Origin of the sequence: Jiangella ureilytica (assembly GCF_004348545.1) — a bacterium.
GTDB classification, from domain to species: Bacteria; Actinomycetota; Actinomycetes; order Jiangellales; family Jiangellaceae; genus Jiangella; species Jiangella ureilytica.
On sequence record NZ_SMKL01000035.1, the window covers coordinates 23343 to 43296 of the forward strand.

Genomic DNA, 19954 nt, shown 5'->3' on the forward strand with positions numbered 1-19954 from the left:
AGGACAGCCATGAGCCGATCCGACGCCGTCCGCGCCATGATCGCGGACCGGCGCGACCTGCACGCCCACGCCGAGGCCGGGTGGTGCGAGGTGCGCACCGCCTCGCTGGTGGCCCGCCGGCTGGCCGGCCTCGGGTTCGCCGTCCGGGTGGGGCGCGAGGTGCTGGCCGCGGACCGCCCGGGCCTGCCGTCGCACGAGGAGCTGAAGGCGGCCTACCGCCGGGCGCTCGCCCACGGCGCCGACCCCGGGTTCGCCGAGCTCGTGCGCGACGGGTTCACCGGGGTGGTCGCGACGCTGGCGACCGGGCGGCCCGGCCCGACGGTGGCCCTGCGGTTCGACATCGACGCGAACTACGGGCACGAGTCGGCCGATCCCGGGCACACCGCGCAGCGGGGCGGCTACCGCTCGCGCACCGACGGCGTGCACCACAGCTGCGGTCACGACGCGCACACCGCCATCGGTCTCGGGGTGGCCCGGGAGATCGCCGCCGCCTCCGCCGCAGGCGAACCGGCCGGCGAGGTCCGGCTGGTCTTCCAGCCCGCCGAGGAGGGGCTGCGCGGCGGGCCGGCCATGGTGGCCGCCGGTGTGGTCGACGGCGTCGACGTGCTGCTCGGCTGTCACATCGGCGTCCAGGCGCGCGCGACCGGCGAGGTGATCGCCGGCTACCGGAGGATCCTGGCCAGCCACAAGTTCGACGCGCACTTCACCGGCCGCAACGCGCACGCCGGCATCTCGCCGCATGAGGGCCGCAACGCCGTCCAGGCCGCCGCGATCGCCGTCCAGAACCTGCTCGCGATCAGCCGGCACGGCGACGGCGAGACCCGGGTCAACGTCGGGACCGTCGAGGGCGGCGAGACGCGCAACTCGGTGCCGGCGCGCGCCGTCCTGCGGGGCGAGGTCCGCGCCGACGACGACGTCATCCTCGGCTACCTGCGCGACCGGGTCGGCGACGTCGTGCGCGGCGCCGCCGCCGTCGCCGGTGTCGCGGCCCGCATCGAGACGGCCGGGGGAGCGGCGGGCGCGGACAGCACCCCGGAGCTCGCGGCGGTGGTCGCGCGGGTGGCCGCCCGGGTCGACGGCGTCACCGTCGTGCGCGATGCCGCCGACTTCAAGGGGAGCGACGACATGAGCAGCTTCATGAACGCCGTCCAGGCCGCCGGCGGGCAGGCCGTCTACTTCGGTCTCGGGTCGCGCCTCGGCGACGTGCACCACGCGCCGTTCTTCGACGTCGACGACGACGCGCTGGTCATCGGCCGCGACGTGTTCCTCGGCTGCCTGCGCGAGCTGGGCGTGCTCGGGTGAGCGGCGACACCGTTTTCCGCGGCGCGACGGCGGTACTGCCCGGCGGGCCGGTCCTCGCGGACGTCGTCGTCGGCGGCGGCGTCGTCACGGCCGTGGCGGCGCCTGGCACGCTGAGCGCCGACGAGGTCGTCGACGTCCGCGACAGGATCCTTCTGCCCGGCGCCGTCGATGTGCACGTGCACTTCCGCCAGCCCGGGTTCGAGCACAAGGAGGACTTCCGGACCGGCAGCGCCGCCGCCGCCTGCGGCGGGGTGACGACGGTCTGCGACATGCCGAACACGCACCCGCCGGTGTCCAGCGCCGAGCGGTTCCGGGCCAAGCGCGACCTGGTCGAGGGCACGTCGCACGTCGACCATGGGCTCTGGGCCGGCGGCACCGACCTGCCCGAGCTGGCCGCGATGGCCGGGCTCGGCGCCGTCGGGGTCAAGGTCTACCTGAATCGGTCGCACCGGGCCGACGACCCGTACGCCGACGAGCTGTCGATGCCCGACGCCGGCACCCTGAGCACGCTGTTCCGGGCCTGCGCGAGCTGGGCGCTGCCGGTCGCGGTCCACGTCGCCGACCACGACCAGGAGGTCCGGCTGCGGGCGCGGCTGCGGGCGGCGAGCACGACGGACGCGCGGCTGGTGAGCCGGTCCTACCGCGGCGACGGCGTCCTCGACGCGCTCGCACGGGTGCTGGCCGCCGCGGCCGGCACCGGCTGCCGGGTGCACATCGCGCACGCCTCGCTCGCGCCGGTCGCCGCGCTCGACCGGATCGACGCCGCGCGCCGGGCCGGCGTGCGCGTCACAGCCGAGTGCGGCCCGCCCGCGCTGCTCGAGGACGACCTCGACCGCCTCGGCGTCCTCGGGGTGCCGTTCGCCTTCCCGGCCGGCGACGCCGAGGCCTACTGGTCCGCGCTCGCCGACGGGCGAGTCGACCTGGTGGCCACCGACCACGCGCCGCACACGCGCCAGGACAAGGCGGCCGGGCTCGACGACGTCTGGGCCGCGCCGCCGGGCTACCCGGGCGTCGAGACCGTCCTGCCGCTGATGGTCGACGCCGTGCTGGCCGGGCGGCTGAGCTGGTCGCGCCTGGCCGAGCTGACCAGCGCCGCCCCGGCCCGGCTCTGCGGGCTCGGCGGCAAGGGCGCGATCACCCCCGGAGCCGACGCCGACCTCGTCGTCGTCGACCCCGCCGCCACCACGACCGTCGACGCCGCCCGCCTGCACAGCCGGGCCGGCTGGTCGCCGTTCGACGGCCGCCGCCTGGCCGGCGCCGTCACCGCCACCTACCTGCGCGGACGCGCGATCGCCCGCGACGGCGAACTGCTGCCCGGCCCGCCGGCCGGGCGGTTCCTGACCCCGGAAGGACGCGCGAGGCCGTGAGGATCGGACTGCACTACAGCTTCCAGGTGGGACCGGACGAGTCCGGCCGGCTGGTCGTCGAGCGCGGGCTGCGCGACATCGCCGCCGCCGACGCCCGCGGATTCTCCTCGGTCGTCTTCGCCGAGCACCACTTCCTCGACGACGGCTGGCTGCCGCGGCCGATGCTGCTGGCCAGCGCCGCGGCTGCGGTGACGTCGCGGATGCGGATCGGCACCGACGTCGTCATCCTGGCGCTGCACCACCCGGTCGCCGTCGCCGAGGAGGCCGCCGTCCTCGACCTGATGTCGGGCGGCCGCGCGATCCTCGGGGTCGGGCTCGGCTGGGTCGAGGCCGAGTTCGACGGCTTCGGCGTGCCGTTCCGCCGCCGGGCCAGGATCTACCAGGAGTCCCTCGGGCTGGTCCGCCGGCTGCTGGCGGGCGAGGTGGTCGACGGCGACGGCCACTACACGTTCCGCGGCGCGCGGGTGCGTCCGCTGCCCGTCAACCCAGAGGGCGTTCCGCTGTGGATGGGTGCCCTCGAGGACCCCGGCGTCCGGCGCGCGGCGGCCGGTGGCGACGCCTGGGTGATGCCGCCCGGCCACCCGATCGACCGGCTACGGCGGCAGCTCGCGCTGTTCCGCGAGACCCGCGAGGAGGCCGGGCTCGCGCCGGCGACCGAGCAGCCGCTGCGCCGCGAGGCCTTCGTCGCTCAGACCGACGAGCGGGCCTGGGAGCAGTTCGCACCGGGGATCCGGCACGAGTACGGCACCGTGTACCGGCCCCTGCACCCGACCTATCCCGACGACGACTCCCTCGACAACCTGAGGCGCTGGGCCGACGGGCGCTTCCTCATCGGCTCGCCGGAGACGGTGGCCGCCGACCTGCGCCGCTACGAGGACGAGCTCGGGGCCACCGAGTGCCTGGTCCGCTTCCAGCTCCCCGGCGTCGGCGAGGAAGCGGTCGCCGACGCGCTGGACGGTTTCGCCGACACCATCTCACTGCTGGACGACGCCTGACGCCGGCTCGTACATCGAGCGGACCAGGGCCCTCCCATGGGCGACCAGCTGCTGGCCGCGGGCGAACACGTCGGCGATCCGCAGGTCATCGTCGATGATGAGCAGGTCGGCGTCGCCACCCACCCGGACCCGGCCCTTGCGCTCCAGCCCGAGCGCCCTGGCCGGGTTGCTGGTGACGAACGAGAGCGCCCGCTCCAGCGGCTGGTCATGGTCGCGCACCAGCTCGGCCACCGTGTCCCAGAGCCAGCCAAGGCTCTTCTCGTAGACGTCGCGGCTGCCGTCGGCCAGCAGGATCGGCACGCTGGCGTTGCCGTCGGTCGTCATCGTCACCAGGCTCGGGTCGACCCCGGCCGCCAGCGTGCGCGCGATCGCCTCGGCAGCCGGCACCGCACGCGGGTGCCCGAACGTAGGCGTCAGGATCGGGTTGAAGTCGACGAAGCCACCCGCGGCCGCGACGTCGAGCACCGCCTGCATCGTGTGCTCGGTGTAGTTGCCGTGCGTCGCCTGGAACCGGTGCGCCGGCACGCCGGACGTGCGCATGGCGTGCAGGAACTGCCCGGCCGGGTCGGCGGACTGGCCGAGGTGGGCGTGCAGCAGGCAGGCCTTGCCCGTCGCGCCGGCCAGGTAGTGCAGCTGCGCCGCCAGCTCGACCAGCTCCTCGTCGCGGAACGGCGTCGCCTTGACCTCGCCCAGCGCCACCTTCACCCCGATGAACTTCTCGATCGTGAACAGGTCGCCGAGCAGCGAGCCGGTGACGGTGCGGAACGGGCGCTGGAACCCGCCGGCCATGGCGTAGGCCGAGATGCCCTCGCTCTCCAGCGCGTACGTCTTCGCCAGCAGCCCCTCGAGGTTCTTGGCCACCATGTCCAGCCCCGGCGGCGCGACCACGGTGGTGATGCCCGCGAGCGCCAGCTCACCCACCCACAGCTCGGGGATCCGCGAGGCGTAGCCCTCGTTGCCGCCGCCGCCGATGACGTGCAGATGGCCGTCGACGAGACCGGGCACGACTCGTCGTCCCGCCGCGTCCACCTCGACGACGTCCAGGCCGCCGAGGTCCAGGCGCTCCTCGATCGCGACGATGCGCCCGCCCGCCAGCAGGAGGTCGCGGACGCCGACGTCCTCGGGCGCGTGGACGTGGCCGTTGCGGATGGCGCTGAGCTCGGTCACGGTGACCTCCCGGGGTTGACGCGGCGCTCACTGAGCTGGGAATGTAATCAAATTACATACCAGCGCGCAAGGGAGTCCGAGATGCCGGACCAGCTCACCGCGATCGCCGCGCGCTGGACCGTGCTGCCGCGGCCGGCGGGCGGCGTCGAGGCCGTCGAGAACGTGACGGTGCTGGTCAGGGGGCGGCGCATCGAGGGCGTCGTGCGCGGCCCGGTGGCCGTCGACGCCGACCGGCGCATCGTGTTGCCGCGCGGGATCGTGCTGCCGGGCTTCGTCAATCTGCACAACCATGCGCTCAACGGCCCGGTCTTCCGCGGCATCGTCGACGACGTCGGCGCCGGCACCCCGGGCGGGGTCGCGGCCGACGCCATCGTCTACGGCCTGCTGCTGCCGCTCGGCGACCTGGCGAGCGAGGTGCTGTCCGGCGACGAGCTGCGAGCGGTGTACCGGCTCGCGGTGCTCGAGCTGCTCCGGTCCGGCACCACCAGCGTCCTCGACATGCCGCGCGCCCAGCACCACGGGTTCCTGGACGCGGCCACCGAGCTGGGGCTGCGCGCCTTCGCCGCTCCGTACGTCTTCTCCGCCCCCAGTCGCGGCCTCGACGACGGCGGCCGGCCCCGCTACGTGGGCATCGACGAGGACGCCTCGCTGGCCGCGGCCATCGCCGTCGCCGACCGCTACGACGAGGGCCGCGACGGGCGGATCCGGGTCGGGTTCGGCCCGCATGCCACCGACACCTGCTCGCCGCGGCTGCTGCGCCGGATCGCGGACCTGGCCTCCGAACGGGACACCTTCGTCACCATCCACGTCGCGCAGAGCCGGCACGAGGTCGAGACGGTGCGCGCCCGGCACGGGCGCACCCCCGTCGAGTACCTCCGCGACACCGGCCTGCTCGGCCCGCGCACGGTCGTCGCCCACGGCGTCCACACCGAGGACGGCGACCTCGGCCTGCTCCGCGAGTCCGGCACCACCCTGGCGCACTGCCCGCTGACGTTCGCGCGCAGCGGGGTGACGGTGGCCTTCGAGCGCTTCCACGGTGCCGGCGTGCGGACCGGCATCGGGACCGACGCCTACAGCTTCGACCACTTCGGCGAGCTGCGCGCGGCCGGCCTCATCGCGAAGCTCACCAGCGGCGACGGCGGCACGGCCGACGCGGCGACGCTGCTGGCGGCGGCCACGAGCACCGGAGGCGAGGCGCTGGGCGGCCGGTTCGGCCGGATCGAGCCGGGACTCCTGGCCGACCTGATCGCCGTCGACCTGTCGGCGCCGCACCTGCAGCCGGTGCGCGATCCGCTGCGGAACCTGGTCTGGAACGCCACGCCCGCGGACGTCGCCGTCGTCATGGTCGACGGCCGGGTGGTCGTCGACGGCGGCGGTGTGGCCGGCTGCGACGAGCGCCGCGTCGTCGACGAGGCCGCGGCCGCCGTGGAACGGCTCTGGCACGCGGCCGAGGCTGCCGGTGTCCTGCCGCCGATCGAGAGGACCCCCGCATGACCGTCGCCCCACCACCGGACTTCCTGACGGCCCTCGCGGTCGGCGACCTCAGCGTGTTCCAGGCCGACGACGTGCGCCGCGACGAGCTGCTGGCCGACCTGGTCGCCGCCGCGTGGGGCACCCACGGCGAGTTCATCGACGCCGACCAGTTCCTCACCAAGCCGACGGTGCTGCGCCGGCTGGCGTCGATCCTGGCCGGCCGGGTCCCCGCCGACGTCGACCGGCTCGTGGGCCGCGACCCGCACTCGCTGGTGCTCGGCGCGGCCATGGCGCTCGAGACCGGGCTGCCGCTGGTGGTCGCCCGCGTGGTCGAGACCGGCGGCGGACCCCGGCTGGCCTGCCACGGCGAACTGCACGCGGGCGAGCGGGTGCTCGTGGTCGAGGGGGTCACCGGAACCGGCGCCTCGGCCGCCGAGGCCGTGCGCGCGGTGCGCGACCGGGGCGCCGTCGTCGTCGGCGTGCTCGCAGCCGTCGACAGGGGCAACGGCGCCGCCGAGCTGCTGGAGGGCGTCGCCGTGGCGCTGGATCACCTGTTCTCCGACGACGAGCTGCGGCGTACGGCGACCCGGGGCAGGGGAGCGCCATGACGGCGGTGCGCCCGGCCGACCCCGAGCGCCTCTGGTCGACCCTGCAGGCCATGGCCGCGCTGAGCGAGCCAGGCCCTGGCGTCACCCGGCTGGCCTACACGCCGCTCGAGCGCGCCGCCCACGCCCGCTTCGCCGAGTGGATGGCCGAGGCCGGCTGCGAGATCGCCGTCGACCCCGCCGGCAACACCGTCGCCACCCGTCCGGGCCGGTCCGCCGGACCCGCCGCCGGCACCGGCAGCCACCTCGACTCCGTCTACAACGGCGGCCGCTTCGACGGCATCGCGGGCACCATGGCCGCGGTCGAGGCGGCGCGGCTGCTGCACGAGGCGGGTGTCGAGACCGAGCTGCCGTTGCGCTTCGTCGCCTTCGCAGGCGAGGAGGGCGCCCGGTTCGGCCAGGCCTGCTGCGGCTCGAAGCTGGCGGCCGGGCTGTCGTCGCGCGACGAGCTGGACGTCCGCCGCGACCGCGACGGCGTCTCGCTGGCCGAGGCGATGGCCGCCGTCGGGCTGGATCCCGACCTCGCGGCCCGCACGGCGTGGGCCGCCGAGGACTGGTCCGCCTTCGTCGAGCTGCATGTCGAGCAGGGCTCGGTCCTCGAGCGGGCGAAGCTCGACATCGGCGTCGTCGACCTCATCTCCGGCTCCACCCGCATCGAGCTGACCGTCACCGGCCAGGCGTCGCACACCGGCGGCACGCCGATGCGCGGCCGCGCCGACGCCCTGGCCGCCGCGGCCGAGGCCGTGCTGCTCGCCGAGCAGGTGGCGCTGGACCCCCGGCACCGCGGCACCCGGGCGACCGTCGGGCGGCTGAGCGTGCAGCCCGGCTCGATCACGACCATCCCCGGCCGCGTGACCTTCTCGCTCGACGTCCGCGACGTCGACGCGGACCGGCAGCGGCACTCCGCGGCCGAGATCGTCACCCGGATGCGGGCGGCGTGCCTGCGCCGCGGCACGCGGCTGGAGGCGCGGCTGCTCGCCGACACGTCCGCCGTCGTGCTCCCCGACTGGGTCCGCAACGAGGTGACGGCGGCAGCCGCGGACCGCGGGCTGCCATACCGGGTGCTGACGTCGGGGGCGAGCCACGACGCGCAGATGGTGAACCGGTTGGTGCCGACGGCGATGATCTTCGTCCCGAGCCGGCACGGACTGTCCCACGTGCCGGAGGAGTGGACCGAGCCGGCCCAGCTGGCCGTCGGCACCGACCTGTTGCTCGCCGCGCTGCTGCGGCTGGACGCGCGAGCCGCCGCCGTCGCCGGCATCCTCGAGAACGCCGGAGGTGCGCCGTGAGAGTGGTCGTCACCGGGGGAGAGCTGGTCACCGAGCAGGGGCTGGTCCCCGCCGACCTGCTCCTCGCCGATGGACGCATCGAGGCCTGGCTCGACCGCGGCGCCGCCGGTGCCGCCGTCGCCGACGAACGGGTCGACGCCGCGGGGCTGCTGGTGTTCCCGGGCTTCATCGACCCGCACGTGCACTCGCGCGACCCCGGCCACACGCACAAGGAGACGTTCCACCACTCGACGCTCGGCGCCCTGTGCGGCGGCACGACGACGGTGCTGGAGATGCCGAACGCCGTCCCCGCCGTCACCGACGTCGCGACCTTCGAGGACCGCCGGGCCGCCCATGCCGCCCGCGCCTGGACCGACTTCGGCCTGTGGGGCATGGCGCTGGGCCCGGCCAACCTCGACCAGGTGGCGCTCCTGCACGCCTCCGGCGCCGTCGCGGTGAAGTTCTTCTGGGGTTACGCGCTGGACAAACAGACCAAGGGCCTGGTCTACAATTTCGCGGCGGCGCCGCCGGACTCGCTGCTGCTGCCGCCCGAGAACGGCGCGGTGCTGGAGCTGTTCGGCGAGGTGGCCCGCTACGGCGGGCTGCTGGCCGCGCACTGCGAGGACCGGCACGTCCTCGCCCGCTCGGCCGAGCTGCTGGGTCACCCGATCACCACCTACGACGACCTGCTGCGGGCCAGGCCGGCCGTCGCCGAGGCGACCTCGATCGCCGTCGGCGCCCAGTTCTCCCTCGCCACGGGTTGCCGGTTCCACGTCGTGCACATGGCGTCGGCCGCGGGGGCGGCGGTCGTGCGTGCGGCCCGGGCCGCCGGTGCCGCCGTCACGGCCGAGACCTGCCCGCAGTACCTCACCCTCACCGACGCCGACGCCGCCCGGCTCGGCCCGGCCATCAAGGTCTACCCGCCGGTGCGTTCGCAGGCCGACCAGGACGCGCTGTGGGCCGGGATCGCCGACGGCACCATCGGCTCCGTCGGCTCCGACCACGCGCCGCACCTGCTCGAGGAGAAGCTGCGCGGGTTCGAGGACGCCCCCGCCGGCGGGCTGGGGGTCGAGACGCTGGCGCCGCTCATGGTCGACGCGATGGTGCGCGGCCGGATCTCGCCGGCGCGCCTGGCCGAGGTGCTGTCGACGGGGACCGCGCGGCTCTACGGCCTGTGGCCGCGCAAGGGCAGCCTGCGGCCGGGCTCGGACGCCGACCTCACGCTCGTGGACCCGCGGGGCTCGGCCCGCATCTCCAACGAGCGGATGCACGCGCTGAACCCCGTCACCACCTGGGACGGCTGGGAGCTGCGCGGGCGGGTGGTGGCCAGCCTGCTCGGCGGGGAGCCGGCGATGCGCGACGGCGAGCCGGTCGGCGAGCGCCGCGGCCGCTTCGTCGCCGCCCGGCACGGGGCGCCGGTCGGATGACGGCTGGGACGACTGCTCGGACGACGGCCGGCCTCGTCGACCTGGTGGAGCGCCGCGTCGCGGAGGCCGCCGCACTGCGGTGGGACGACCTGCCCGACGACGTGCGCGAGCACACCGGCCTGGTGCTCGCCGACACGATCGGCGTCATCGCGGCGGGCGCTCGCTCCGCCGAGGTCGGGGCGCTCGCGAGCGAACCGATGCTGGGTCTCGGGCCGGCCGGGCCGGCGCGCACCCTCGCACCGGGCCGCCCGCGCGGGGACCCGGCGACCGTCGCCTGGCTGAACGGCACGGCCGGCACCGTCCTCGAGCTCGACGAGGGCTTCCGGCCGACGGGCCACCCGGCGATCCACCTGCTGCCGGCGGCGCTGGCCACGGCCGAGGCGGTGCACGCCGACGGCGCCCTGCTCGGCGCCGCCCTCGTCGCGGGCTACGAGGTGGCCGCGCGGCTGTTCGAGTCGTTCCGGCTCCCCGAGCCGATGCACCCGCACGGGCACGTCGGCGCGCTCGGCGCCGCCACCGCCGTGGCGATGCTGCGCGGCGACGACCCGGTCGCCCTGGTCCGGATCGCGGCGACGCAGCCGCTGCTCACCGGCTGGACCGCCTGCTACGAGGGCGCCACCGCGCGCCACACCTGGACCGGGCACGCGAACCGGGCGGGCGTCCAGGCGTCGGTCCTGCACCGGGCCGGCTTCACCGGCGCGCTGAGCTCGCACGTCTCCGTCGTCGCGCCCTACGCCGCCGACCCCGGCGGCCTGCGCGATCCCGTCGACCCCTCGACGCTGCGGATCCGGCACAACTACCTCAAGCTGCACTCCGCCTGCGCGCTGACCCACAGCGCGCTCGACGCCACCGTCCAGGCCTGGTCGCGGCTGGCCGGCGACCCGGACGAGGTGGCCGAGGTCGTCGTCGACACCGTACGCGCCAACCTGCGCGTCGACCGGCAGGCCGCACCCAACGCGCTGTCCACCCGCTTCTCGCTGCCCTACGCCGTCGCCGCCGCCATCCGAACCGGCGGGACGGGGCCCGACGCGCTGGAGTGGCGGCCCGACGTGGCCGCCCTGGCCGTGCGGGTGCGCACGCGGGCCGACCCGGAGCTGGACGCACTGTGGCCGGGCGCCGCGCCGGCCCGGGTCCTGATCCGGCTCGCCTCGGGGGCCACGGCGAAGGCCCGGGTCGACAACCCGCACGGCCACCACCGCGACCCCGCGACCCGCGACGAGCTGCGGGCCAAGTTCGTCCGGCTCGGCGGCTCGGCGGCGATCTTCGACACGCTGACAGGGTTCGCCGCCGTCGGCGACTGTGCCGCGCTGCCCCTCTAGTCAGGACCCGCCCTCGTATGTAATCTGATTACACATCTCCACGGAAGGAGGCGCCGCATGGCCGCACAGGCATCGGACGAGGAGCAGATCCTCCGCCTGCACCGCGACTGGTACTTCTCGAACTTCCGCATCAACATCCCGCTCATGCGCACGGTCTTCGCGACCGGCGACGAGAGCTTCCTCATGTTCAACCTGAACGACCACCCGTACTTCGGCGTCGACGACCTGGCGAACCTGTGGTCGTTCTACGCGCGGACCGACGAGTGGGGCCTGTGCGAGGACTACGTGATGCGCGTCGACGTGTGCGGCGACATGGCGTACGTCGTCTCCGAGGGCAGCTTCCCGGCCTGGCGGGTCCGCGACGACGAGGGCAACGACCTGCCCGAGCGGATCGACCGGCCGGCGTACTACCGCTCGACCGAGGTCTACAAGCGCGACGACGGCGCCGGCACCCCGGAGTGGAGGATGTGGCATTTCCACTGCTCCACCCGGCCGCCGGACGACGAGGCACCCCCCGCGAAGACGCGCGACGACGCCGCCGACCGGCGGGGGCTGGGCAACACGCCGTACTCCCGCGGCACCCGCACCGACTACTCCGAGTACTCCGAGCTCGCCGACGCGGCCGGGAGCTGAGCCGACGATGACCTTCTCGCTTCTGGCCAGGGACGAGGCGACCGGCCGACTCGGCCTCGCGACCGCCACCCACGCCTACGGCGTCGGCCCCGTCGCCGACCACACGCGGGCCGGGGTGGGGGTCGTCGCCACGCAGTCGTTCGTCGAGGTGTCCTACGGGCCGCGCGGCCTCGACCTCATCGAGCGGGGCATTCCTGCGCACGAGGCCCTGGACAAGCTGGTCGCCGACGACCCCGACGCCGACATCCGGCAGGTCGCCTACCTCGACACCGCGGGCGGAACCGCCCATCACACCGGCGCCCGCTGCGTCCCGTCGTGCGGCGGCCTGGCCGACGGGCCGGTCGTCGCGATCGGCAACATGCTCGACAACGAGGGCGTGCTGGCCGCGGTCGTCGGGGCGTACCGGAGCGCGCCCGGCGACCTGGCCGACCGGCTGCTCGCCGGTCTCGCCGCCGGCGACGAGGCCGGTGGCGACGTGCGCGGCCGGATGTCCGCGGCGCTGCGGGTGGTCGCGGGCGAGAGGCCGGGGGAGTCCTGGCAGGGCACGCTCGTGGACCTGCGGGTCGACGTCGACCCCGACCCGGTGGGGCGGCTGCGCGAGAGCCTGCGCTTCCACCGCGCCTACGGCGTCTTCTTCGAGTCGGTCTTCAAGCCGGGGCTCGTCACCGGCGCCGAGCCGGTGCTGGGCGACGAGCTCGAGAAGGCGCTGGCCGGTCTCGCCGACACCCAGCAGGACCTCGGCGACGACCTGGAGCCCACCGTCTGGCGGGGCGTGCTGCTGCTCCGGGCCGGCCGGGTCGACGAGGGCGCGGCGTTGATCGCCCGCGGCATCGACGCCCGGCCGCAGTTCGCCCGCTTCGTCGACGGGCTGGCCCGGGTCGGCATCCTGCCGGCCGGCTCCGCGGAGATCCTGCGGAAGGCCGGCCGGTGAGCAACCGCGTCGGATTCGTCCTGGGTAGCACGTTCCACCCCAGCATGCTGGTGCCCGTCGCCCGCGCGGTCGAGGAGCACGGGTTCGCGAGCATCTGGTCCACCGAGGACTACTTCGCCACCGCCGGCGTCGCCGGCGCGGCGACCGTCCTCGCGGCGACCGAGGAGATCCGGGTCGGCACCGGCGTGGTCTCCGTCTACGCGCGTCACCCCGGGCTGCTGGCCATGGAGGCGGGCACCCTCGCCTCGGTGCACCCCGGCCGGTTCGTCCTGGGTATCGGCGTCGGCGGCAGCTGGTGGCTCGACCAGCAGGGCATCGAGCACCGTCGTCCCCTCGGAGCCGTGCGCGGCACCGTCGAGGCGCTCCGGGCGCTCTGGGCCGGCGAGACGCTCACCGGCGACCACGGCGGGTTCACCTTCGAGGGCATCCACCTCGAGTACCCGCCGCCGGAGCCGCCGCCGATCCACCTCGGGGCGACCGGTCCGAAGATGACCGCACTGGCCGGCGAGATCTGCGACGGCCTGGTCCTGTCGGTCTTCAGCAGCCCCGCCTTCGTCCGCGTCGAGCGCGACATCGTGGCCGCCAACGGCGGCGCGGACACCCCGATCACGACGTTCGCCTTCCTGTCCGTCGCCGAGACCACGGCCGAGGCGCGGGTCCGGATCCGGCCCCTGCTCGGCAGCTTCCTCGCCGACGGCGAGAGCACGGCGATGACCGACGCGATCGGGATCACCGAAGAGCTACGCGCGCTCGCGCGGACGGGCGGTCCCGAGGGACTGGCCGCCGACATGCCCGACGAGTGGATCGACCAGCTGAGCGTCTGCGGCGACGTGGACACCTGCGCCGGCCAGATCCAGGCCCTGCTCGCCGCCGGCTCGGACGAGGTCGCCCTCGCTCCCATTCACGTCGAGTCCCTTCTCGGGGACATCAAGGACCTCGGCACGGCCATCGCCGCCGGCTGACCTTCACCAGGAGACATCCCATGGCGCACAGAAGTCGATTGCTGGGAGCGTTCGTCGCCTCCGGCCTGTTCGTGGCCGCGGCCTGCGGCAGCGGCCCCGCTTCGGACGACGGTACCGGAGGCGGCGACGGCGGCAGCGCTGCCGTCGACGAGCTCGTCGTCGCCTACAGCCAGGACATCGACACCCTCGACCCGCACCAGTTCAAGACCGACGCCGGCTACGGCGTGGTGGGGAACATCTACGGCACCCTGCTGCAGGAGAGCTACACCGACGGCGGCGACGGCGTCCTGTCCTACGCCGGTGAGAGCGCGCCGTACCTCGCCGAGTCGGCGACCTGGGACGAGACACAGACCACGCTGACCTTCGAGCTGAAGGAGGGCCAGCAGTTCGCCGGCGGCGAGCCGGTGACGGCCGAGGACGTGGTCTGGTCGCTGCAGCGGGCGCTGTCCGACGTCGGGTACGTGCAGGCCATCGGCCAGTGGCTCAACATCACCGACGCCGCCACCGACATCGTCGCCACCAGCGACACGACGGTCGAGCTGCACGTCACGCACTACTCGCCGCTGATCGAGCAGTTCCTCGCGTTCCAGATCTTCGCCATCATCGACAAGTCGGCCGTCGAGGCGCAGGCCGCCGCCGACGACCCGTGGGGTGCGGGCTGGCTCGCCGCCGAGGCGACCGCGTCGGGCCCCTACGTCGTCGAGAGCCGGGTGCCGGGGCAGAGCATGACGCTGGCCAAGAACCCCGAGTTCACGGCCACCGACCTCGGCGACGCGCCGGAGCGCATCGTCGTCCAGAGCATGCCGGACCCGCAGCAGGCGTTCCTCGCGCTGCAGAACGGCGCCGTCGACGTCATCTTCGGGATGACCCCCGACACCGCCGAGGCGCTCGAGCAGAGCGACGGCCTGGAGCTCTACGACCTCGAGTACAGCCTGGTCGCCTACGTCGGCTTCAACTACCAGGACCCGGTGCTGCAGGACGTGCGCGTCCGGCAGGCGCTGTCGTACCTGATGCCCTACGACGCGCTGCGCGAGGACGTCATGAAGGGCTACGCCGGCGCGGCCTACGGCGCCGTGCCGTACCCGATGCGCGACTCGCTGGACGAGACCGGCGAGCAGGTGGCGTACCCCACCGATGTCGAGCGGGCGCAGGAGTTGCTGGCCGAGGCCGGCTACGAGCCGGGGGAGCTGTCGCTGACGCTGTCGGTGCCGGCGAGCGACGAGTCGCTGAGCCAGTCCGCCGTCTTCATCCAGAGCGCGCTCCGCGACGGTGGCGTCGAGGTCGAGGTCAACGAGATGAGCGACGCCGACTACAACGAGAACCTCGGGAGCATGCAGATGTTCCTCGACTCCTGGTACTCGTGGGGGCAGGACTCCGTCTACCAGATGTTCTTCCTGCTCACGACCGGGGTGTTCACCAACTACACCAACTTCAGCAACCCCGAGGTCGACGAGCTGGTCCGGCAGGCCATGGCGACCGCCGATCCGGACGAGCGGCGCGCGCTGTCGCAGCGGGCCCAGCAGGTGATCATCGACGAGGCTCCCTGGGCGTTCCTGTTCACCCGCGACTACCTGGTCGGGACGCGCGAGGGGGTGACGGGCGTGACCCACGCCAACGACGCCAACCTGCGCTTCGATCAGCTGCGGGTCACGAACTGATCCGCCGGTCCGGCCGAGAGCGAGGGAGGACGCCATGCTGAGGACGACCGGGAAGCGCGCCGGTGTCGCGCTCGTCAGCATCCTCGGCGTGGCCGTCCTGACCTTCTTCATCACCCAACTGCTGCCCGGCGACCCGGCCCGCATCGCCGCGGGACAGTACGCCTCCGAGGAGCAGGTCGCCGACGTGCGCGCGAAGTACGGCCTCGACCAGTCGGTGCCTGCACAGTTCGCGCAGTACATGGGCGACTTCTTCCGGATGGACCTCGGCACCTCGATCCGCACCGACCAGCCGGTGCGCGACGAGCTGACCAGCCGGCTGCCGGCGACGCTCGAGCTCGGCCTGACGGCGCTGCTGATCGCCGTGCTGCTGGGCGTCGGGCTGGGCGTGACCGCCGCGGTGCACCGGTACCGGATCGGCGACCGGCTGGTCCAGGTCTTCGTGGTGCTCGCGTCGGCGACGGCGGTGTTCTGGATCGCGCTGGTGGCGATCACGACCCTGGTCAACGGGTGGGGCATCTTCACCAGCCCGACGGGACGGCTGCCGCGCGGCTTCGCCCCGCCCGAGCACGTGACCGGTCTCTACGTGGTGGACGCGCTGCTCGCCGGCGACCCCGCGACGGCGGGGGCGGCGCTGCGCACGCTGCTGCTGCCGGCCCTCCTGCTGGGCGTCCTTGCGTCGCCGTCCATCGTGAAGATCGTCCGATCCGCGACCATCCGGGCGCTGGAGTCCGACTTCGCGCGGACCTCGCGCTCCTTCGGGTATCCGGCCCGCTCGATCCTGTTCCAGGACGGGCTGCGCAACTCGCTGCTGCCGGTGATCACCAACGTCGGCCTGGTGGCCGGCTTCGTGCTGGCCGGCGGCGACGTCATCATCGAGCAGCTCTTCGCCTGGCCCGGCATCGGCGGGTACGCCTACTCGTCGCTGCAGGAGAACGACCTCTTCGCCCTGCGCGGGTACGTCATCGCCATCGGGGTCGCCTACGTCCTCATCAACACCGTGCTCGAGTTCGTCTACGGCTGGGTCGATCCGCGCGTGAACCTGGCGGAGGGGAGCTGAGCATGGCCGTCGTCGACGCCGGCGCCGCCCTGCGCGGCAACCTCGTCTCCCGGCTCCGGGTGGGCAACCCCGCCGCGGTGGTCGCCTTCGCGGTGCTCGGGACGATCCTGACCCTCGGCATCGTCGTCCCGTTCGTCGCCGGCAGCGGCGACGTGGCCCAGGAGTACGACGGGCTGCTGCCGCCGTCGTTCGACCATCCCTTCGGCACCGACCGGTTCGGCCGCGACGTCTTCCTGCGCTGCATGGCCGCGGCGCGCATCGACATCGCGCTGGGGCTGGCCGTGGCGGTCGCGGTGCTGCTCGTCGGCTCACTGATCGGGGCGGTCAGCGCCACGTTCGGGCGGGGCGTCGACGCGGTGGTCATGCGGGCCACCGACGTGCTGCTGGCCTTCCCGGGCGTGGTCCTGGCGCTGGTCATCACGGCGTCGCTGGGGAAGAACCCCTGGTACGCCGCCATCGCGGTGGTCATCGCGTTCATCCCGCTGCTGGTGCGGCTCGCGCGGTCGAAGGCGCTCGAGGTGCGCTCGGCCGACTACATCGCGGCTGCCCGGCTGAGCGGCGCCAGCACCTGGCAGATCGCGACCCGGCACGTGCTGCCGAACTCGTTCAAGTACCCGTTCGTGCAGTCGACGCTGGTCGCGTCATGGGCGATCCTCGACTTCGCGGCGCTCTCCTTCCTCGGCGTCGGCGTGCAACCACCCGACGCCGAGTGGGGCGCGATGATCGCCGAGGGGGTCGGCGACAACCTGCTGGGCTCGTGGTGGCCGTCGTTCTTCCCGGGCCTGATGATCCTGCTGACGGCGGCGTCGTTCCAGGTCATCGGCGACTGGCTGGACCGGAGGCTGCGATGAGCCTGCTGACCGTGCGGGGCCTGAGCATTCAGACCCGGACCGGCGTCTCCCTGGTACGCGACCTCTCCCTCGACGTGGGCGCGGGCGAGGTGGTCGGCATCGTCGGCGAATCCGGGTCGGGCAAGACGATGACCGCGCTGTCGCTGCTCGGGCTGCTGCCCGACGGCGTCCACGTGTCGGCCGGCGAGGCCGAACTGGAGGGACGGCGGTTCCTCGACGGCCCGCGCATGCTCGCCCGGCCGAACGCCACGATGATCTTCCAGAACCCGACGGCCGCGCTGAACCCGACGATGCGCATCGGCGCCCAGCTGGTCCGGCTGCTGCGCTTCCTGGACCGCTCGGGCACGGACGGCTCGGCCGGGCGTCGGCGTGGTGACGTACGCGAGCGCGCGGCCGCGCTCGTCTCGTCGGTGGGCATCGCCGACCCGGCCGCCGTGCTCGGCCGCTACCCGCACCAGCTGTCCGGCGGCATGAACCAGCGGGTCATGATCGCGATGGCGATCGCCGCCCGGCCGAGCCTGCTCGTGGCCGACGAGCCCACCACCGGCCTCGACGTGACCGTGCAGGCCCAGATCCTGGACCTGATCAGGGCCACCGTCGCCCAGCACGGCATCGGGGTCCTGTTCGTCTCGCACGACATGGGCGTCATCGCCCAGATGTGCCAGCGGGTCGCCGTCATGTACGACGGCGAGGTCCGCGAGTTCGCCGCCGTCGACGACATCTACCACCGTCCTGGCGACGCCTACACCCGCGAGCTGCTCGCCTCGGCGAGCGACCACCCGCGCCCCGAGGAGGTGGCCGATGGAACTCGTGCTGGCTGACATCGAGGTCGTCTACGGCAAGCGCACCCGCAACCACGCCGTCCGAGGCGTGAGCCTGCGGGTTCGCCGGGGCGAGACCCTCGCCGTCGTCGGCGAGTCCGGCAGCGGCAAGACCACCATCGCCAAGGTCGCGGCCGGTCTGCAGAAGGCGACCTCGGGTACCGTCGCCTGGCAGGCGACGGGCGACGGCGGTGTGGGTGGCGGCCCGGGCGGTAGCCCGGCGCGCCGGCAGCGCGTGCACATGGTCTTCCAGCACCCGGTGCAGTCGCTCGACCCCTCGTGGCGCATCCGTCGCAGCGTCAAGGAACCGCTGCGCTACCTGGGCATGGCCGACGACGAGGCCGAGCGGCTGGTCCGCCGGCTGATCGCCGAGGTCGGCCTCGACGCGCAGATCCTGGACCGCTACCCGAGGGAGGTTTCCGGCGGGCAGGCGCAGCGGGTGGCGGTCGCCCGGGCGCTGGTCGCCGATCCGGAGATCGTCATTCTCGACGAGCCGACCGCGAGCCTCGACCAGACCGTGCGCGGGCGGATCCTCACGCTCCTGGCCGACCTGCAGGTGCGCACCGGCGTCGGCTACCTGATGATCACCCACGACATCTCCAGTGTGCGGCGCCTCGCGACCCGGATCGCCGTCATGTACCGCGGGTTGATCGTGGAGAGCGGCCCCGCTGCCGCCGTCCTCGAGGACCCGCGGCACCCCTACACGCAGGCGCTCATCTCAGCCGTGCCGGTCGCCGACCCGCGGGTGCGGTGGGACGGCGTCGTCGCCCTGCCCCGTCACCCGGACGGCACCCTCGCCGTCACGTCCTGCCCCGTGCCGGGGTCGTGTCACGAGCACGGCCCCGGACTGCACGAGGTCGGCCCCGACCACGTGGCCGGCTGCACGAAGGCCGTCGACCCCCAGAAAGCAGCGACGACGTGATCGACCTGATCGACCTGCGCCGGACCCTCCACCAGAACCCGGAGCTCGCCCTCGACCTGCCGGTGACCCGGCAGCTGCTGGTCGACGCCCTGGAGCCGCTCGGGCTGACGATGCACACCAGCGCGAGCTGCTCGTCGCTCGCCGTCGTCGTGCCCGGTGCCGAGCCCGGCCCGACCGTGCTGCTGCGGGCGGACATGGACGGCCTTCCCGTCGTCGAGGAGTCGGGCGAGGAGTTCAGCTCGACCAACGGCAACATGCATGCCTGCGGCCACGACCTGCACATGGCGGGCCTGGTCGGGGCTGTCCACCAGCTGCACAGCCGGCGCGAGGAGTTCACCGGCGACGTCCTTGCCGTCTTCCAGCCGGGTGAGGAGGGTGCCGGCGGTGCCGCATTGATGATCAGCGAGAAGGCGCACCTGCTCACCGGCCAGAAGCCGATCGCGTCGTACGGCCTGCACGTGCTGTCCTTCGCCGAGACGGGCGTGTTCTACTGCCGCGAGGGCGAGGTCATGGGCGCGGCCATGCTGTTCGAGCTGGAGCTGCTCGGCCGCGGCGGCCACGCGGCCCGGCCGCACACGGCGCTCGATCCGATCTCGACCGCCGCGCTCGTGGTGCAGGCGATCCAGACCTTCGTCGCGCAGAACAGCGCCCCCGGCGACCCGATCGTCGTGACGGTGGGCTCGATCGTCGCGGGTACCGCGGCCAACGTCATCCCCAGCCGGGCGCTGCTCAAGGTCAGCCTGCGCGCCGCCAGTCACGAGACCGCGCGGGCCGCGTACGAGAAGATCCGCGGCATCGCGACGGCGATCGCGGTGGCCTACGGCCTGGGGCTGCGGGCCGAGATCGGCCCGGACCTCGGCCCCACCGTCACCGACGCCGAAGGAGTGGCCCTGGTCCGTCGGAGCGTGGCGGATCTCTATGGCGCCGCCCGCTACCGCGAGCTCGTCGTGCCCGAGATGATCTCCGAGGACTTCTCCCAGTTCCTCGAGGAGACCGGCGGCGCCTTCGTGCTGGTGGGCGCCGCCGTCGGGGACCCTTCGCATCCTCTTCCGACGAACCACTCTCCCGAAGCGCGTTTCGATGACTCCGTGGTGCCTGATATGTCTAGCCTGTTGGCGGACCTCGCCATCAGGCGACTCAACGCGGCTCGCCGCGGCGACGAACGGGACGGCATGCAGACGACGGACTCGAAGTAG

18 protein-coding genes are annotated in these 19954 nt (G+C 73.9%); 17 read left to right on the top strand and 1 reads right to left on the bottom strand.

Annotation, left to right across the window (positions count from 1 at the left end):
* Nucleotides 1-9: 9 nt before the first annotated feature.
* The 3 genes from E1212_RS16325 to E1212_RS29490 are packed head-to-tail and all read left to right on the top strand — an operon-like array spanning nt 10 to nt 3664.
* Nucleotides 10-1302 (top strand): amidohydrolase, encoded by a 1293-nt coding sequence (locus tag E1212_RS16325; protein WP_131984307.1) that lies wholly within the window; start codon nt 10-12, stop codon nt 1300-1302.
* Entirely contained in the window at nt 1299-2669 is a 1371-nt protein-coding gene (locus tag E1212_RS16330; protein ID WP_162605505.1) for a dihydroorotase, read from the top strand. Before E1212_RS16325 ends, E1212_RS16330 begins: the two co-directional genes overlap by 4 nt.
* Nucleotides 2666-3664 (top strand): LLM class flavin-dependent oxidoreductase, encoded by a 999-nt coding sequence (locus E1212_RS29490; RefSeq protein ID WP_162605506.1) that lies wholly within the window; start codon nt 2666-2668, stop codon nt 3662-3664. Before E1212_RS16330 ends, E1212_RS29490 begins: the two co-directional genes overlap by 4 nt.
* On the opposite strand, the gene E1212_RS16340 is transcribed toward E1212_RS29490, so the two are convergent.
* On the bottom strand, nt 3644-4831 hold the full coding sequence (locus E1212_RS16340) for an amidohydrolase family protein (RefSeq protein ID WP_131984313.1): 1188 nt from the start codon (nt 4829-4831) through the stop codon (nt 3644-3646). The genes E1212_RS29490 and E1212_RS16340 overlap by 21 nt on opposite strands.
* Nucleotides 4832-4912: 81 nt before the next feature.
* Here E1212_RS16340 and E1212_RS16345 point away from each other — a divergent pair, with 81 nt between their 5' ends.
* The 14 genes from E1212_RS16345 to E1212_RS16410 are packed head-to-tail and all read left to right on the top strand — an operon-like array spanning nt 4913 to nt 19954.
* A complete protein-coding gene (locus tag E1212_RS16345; protein ID WP_131984315.1) occupies nt 4913-6325 on the top strand; it encodes an amidohydrolase family protein in 1413 nt (470 codons plus the stop codon).
* Nucleotides 6322-6912, top strand: coding sequence for an orotate phosphoribosyltransferase (locus E1212_RS16350; RefSeq protein WP_131984317.1), 591 nt, complete (start codon nt 6322-6324; stop codon nt 6910-6912). Before E1212_RS16345 ends, E1212_RS16350 begins: the two co-directional genes overlap by 4 nt.
* Nucleotides 6909-8198, top strand: a complete 1290-nt coding sequence (locus E1212_RS16355) for a Zn-dependent hydrolase (RefSeq protein WP_131984319.1) — start codon at nt 6909-6911, stop codon at nt 8196-8198. Before E1212_RS16350 ends, E1212_RS16355 begins: the two co-directional genes overlap by 4 nt.
* Complete coding sequence (locus E1212_RS16360; RefSeq protein ID WP_131984321.1) at nt 8195-9604, top strand: dihydroorotase; 1410 nt, start codon at nt 8195-8197, stop codon at nt 9602-9604. The genes E1212_RS16355 and E1212_RS16360 overlap by 4 nt, the downstream gene beginning before the upstream one ends.
* Complete coding sequence (locus E1212_RS16365) at nt 9601-10923, top strand: MmgE/PrpD family protein (RefSeq protein ID WP_131984323.1); 1323 nt, start codon at nt 9601-9603, stop codon at nt 10921-10923. The genes E1212_RS16360 and E1212_RS16365 overlap by 4 nt, the downstream gene beginning before the upstream one ends.
* Nucleotides 10924-10980: 57 nt before the next feature.
* Complete coding sequence (locus tag E1212_RS16370; RefSeq protein ID WP_131984325.1) at nt 10981-11556, top strand: Cif family virulence factor; 576 nt, start codon at nt 10981-10983, stop codon at nt 11554-11556.
* 7 nt (nt 11557-11563) lie between these two features.
* Nucleotides 11564-12487 (top strand): DUF1028 domain-containing protein, encoded by a 924-nt coding sequence (locus E1212_RS16375; RefSeq protein ID WP_131984327.1) that lies wholly within the window; start codon nt 11564-11566, stop codon nt 12485-12487.
* Nucleotides 12484-13449 carry an LLM class flavin-dependent oxidoreductase gene (locus tag E1212_RS16380; protein WP_131984329.1) on the top strand — a complete coding sequence of 322 codons (966 nt, stop codon included), beginning with the start codon at nt 12484-12486 and terminating at the stop codon, nt 13447-13449. Before E1212_RS16375 ends, E1212_RS16380 begins: the two co-directional genes overlap by 4 nt.
* A gap of 20 nt (nt 13450-13469) precedes the next feature.
* Nucleotides 13470-15107: an ABC transporter substrate-binding protein gene (locus tag E1212_RS16385; protein WP_131984331.1), complete on the top strand. Its 1638-nt coding sequence runs from the start codon at nt 13470-13472 to the stop codon at nt 15105-15107.
* A 34-nt stretch (nt 15108-15141) separates the two neighbouring features.
* Nucleotides 15142-16164 carry an ABC transporter permease gene (locus tag E1212_RS16390; RefSeq protein WP_131984333.1) on the top strand — a complete coding sequence of 341 codons (1023 nt, stop codon included), beginning with the start codon at nt 15142-15144 and terminating at the stop codon, nt 16162-16164.
* 2 nt (nt 16165-16166) lie between these two features.
* Complete coding sequence (locus tag E1212_RS16395; protein WP_131984335.1) at nt 16167-17015, top strand: ABC transporter permease; 849 nt, start codon at nt 16167-16169, stop codon at nt 17013-17015.
* A complete protein-coding gene (locus tag E1212_RS16400) occupies nt 17012-17836 on the top strand; it encodes an ABC transporter ATP-binding protein (RefSeq protein ID WP_131984337.1) in 825 nt (274 codons plus the stop codon). Before E1212_RS16395 ends, E1212_RS16400 begins: the two co-directional genes overlap by 4 nt.
* A complete protein-coding gene (locus E1212_RS16405) occupies nt 17817-18758 on the top strand; it encodes an ABC transporter ATP-binding protein (RefSeq protein ID WP_131984339.1) in 942 nt (313 codons plus the stop codon). Before E1212_RS16400 ends, E1212_RS16405 begins: the two co-directional genes overlap by 20 nt.
* On the top strand, nt 18755-19954 hold the full coding sequence (locus tag E1212_RS16410; RefSeq protein WP_162605507.1) for a M20 metallopeptidase family protein: 1200 nt from the start codon (nt 18755-18757) through the stop codon (nt 19952-19954). Before E1212_RS16405 ends, E1212_RS16410 begins: the two co-directional genes overlap by 4 nt.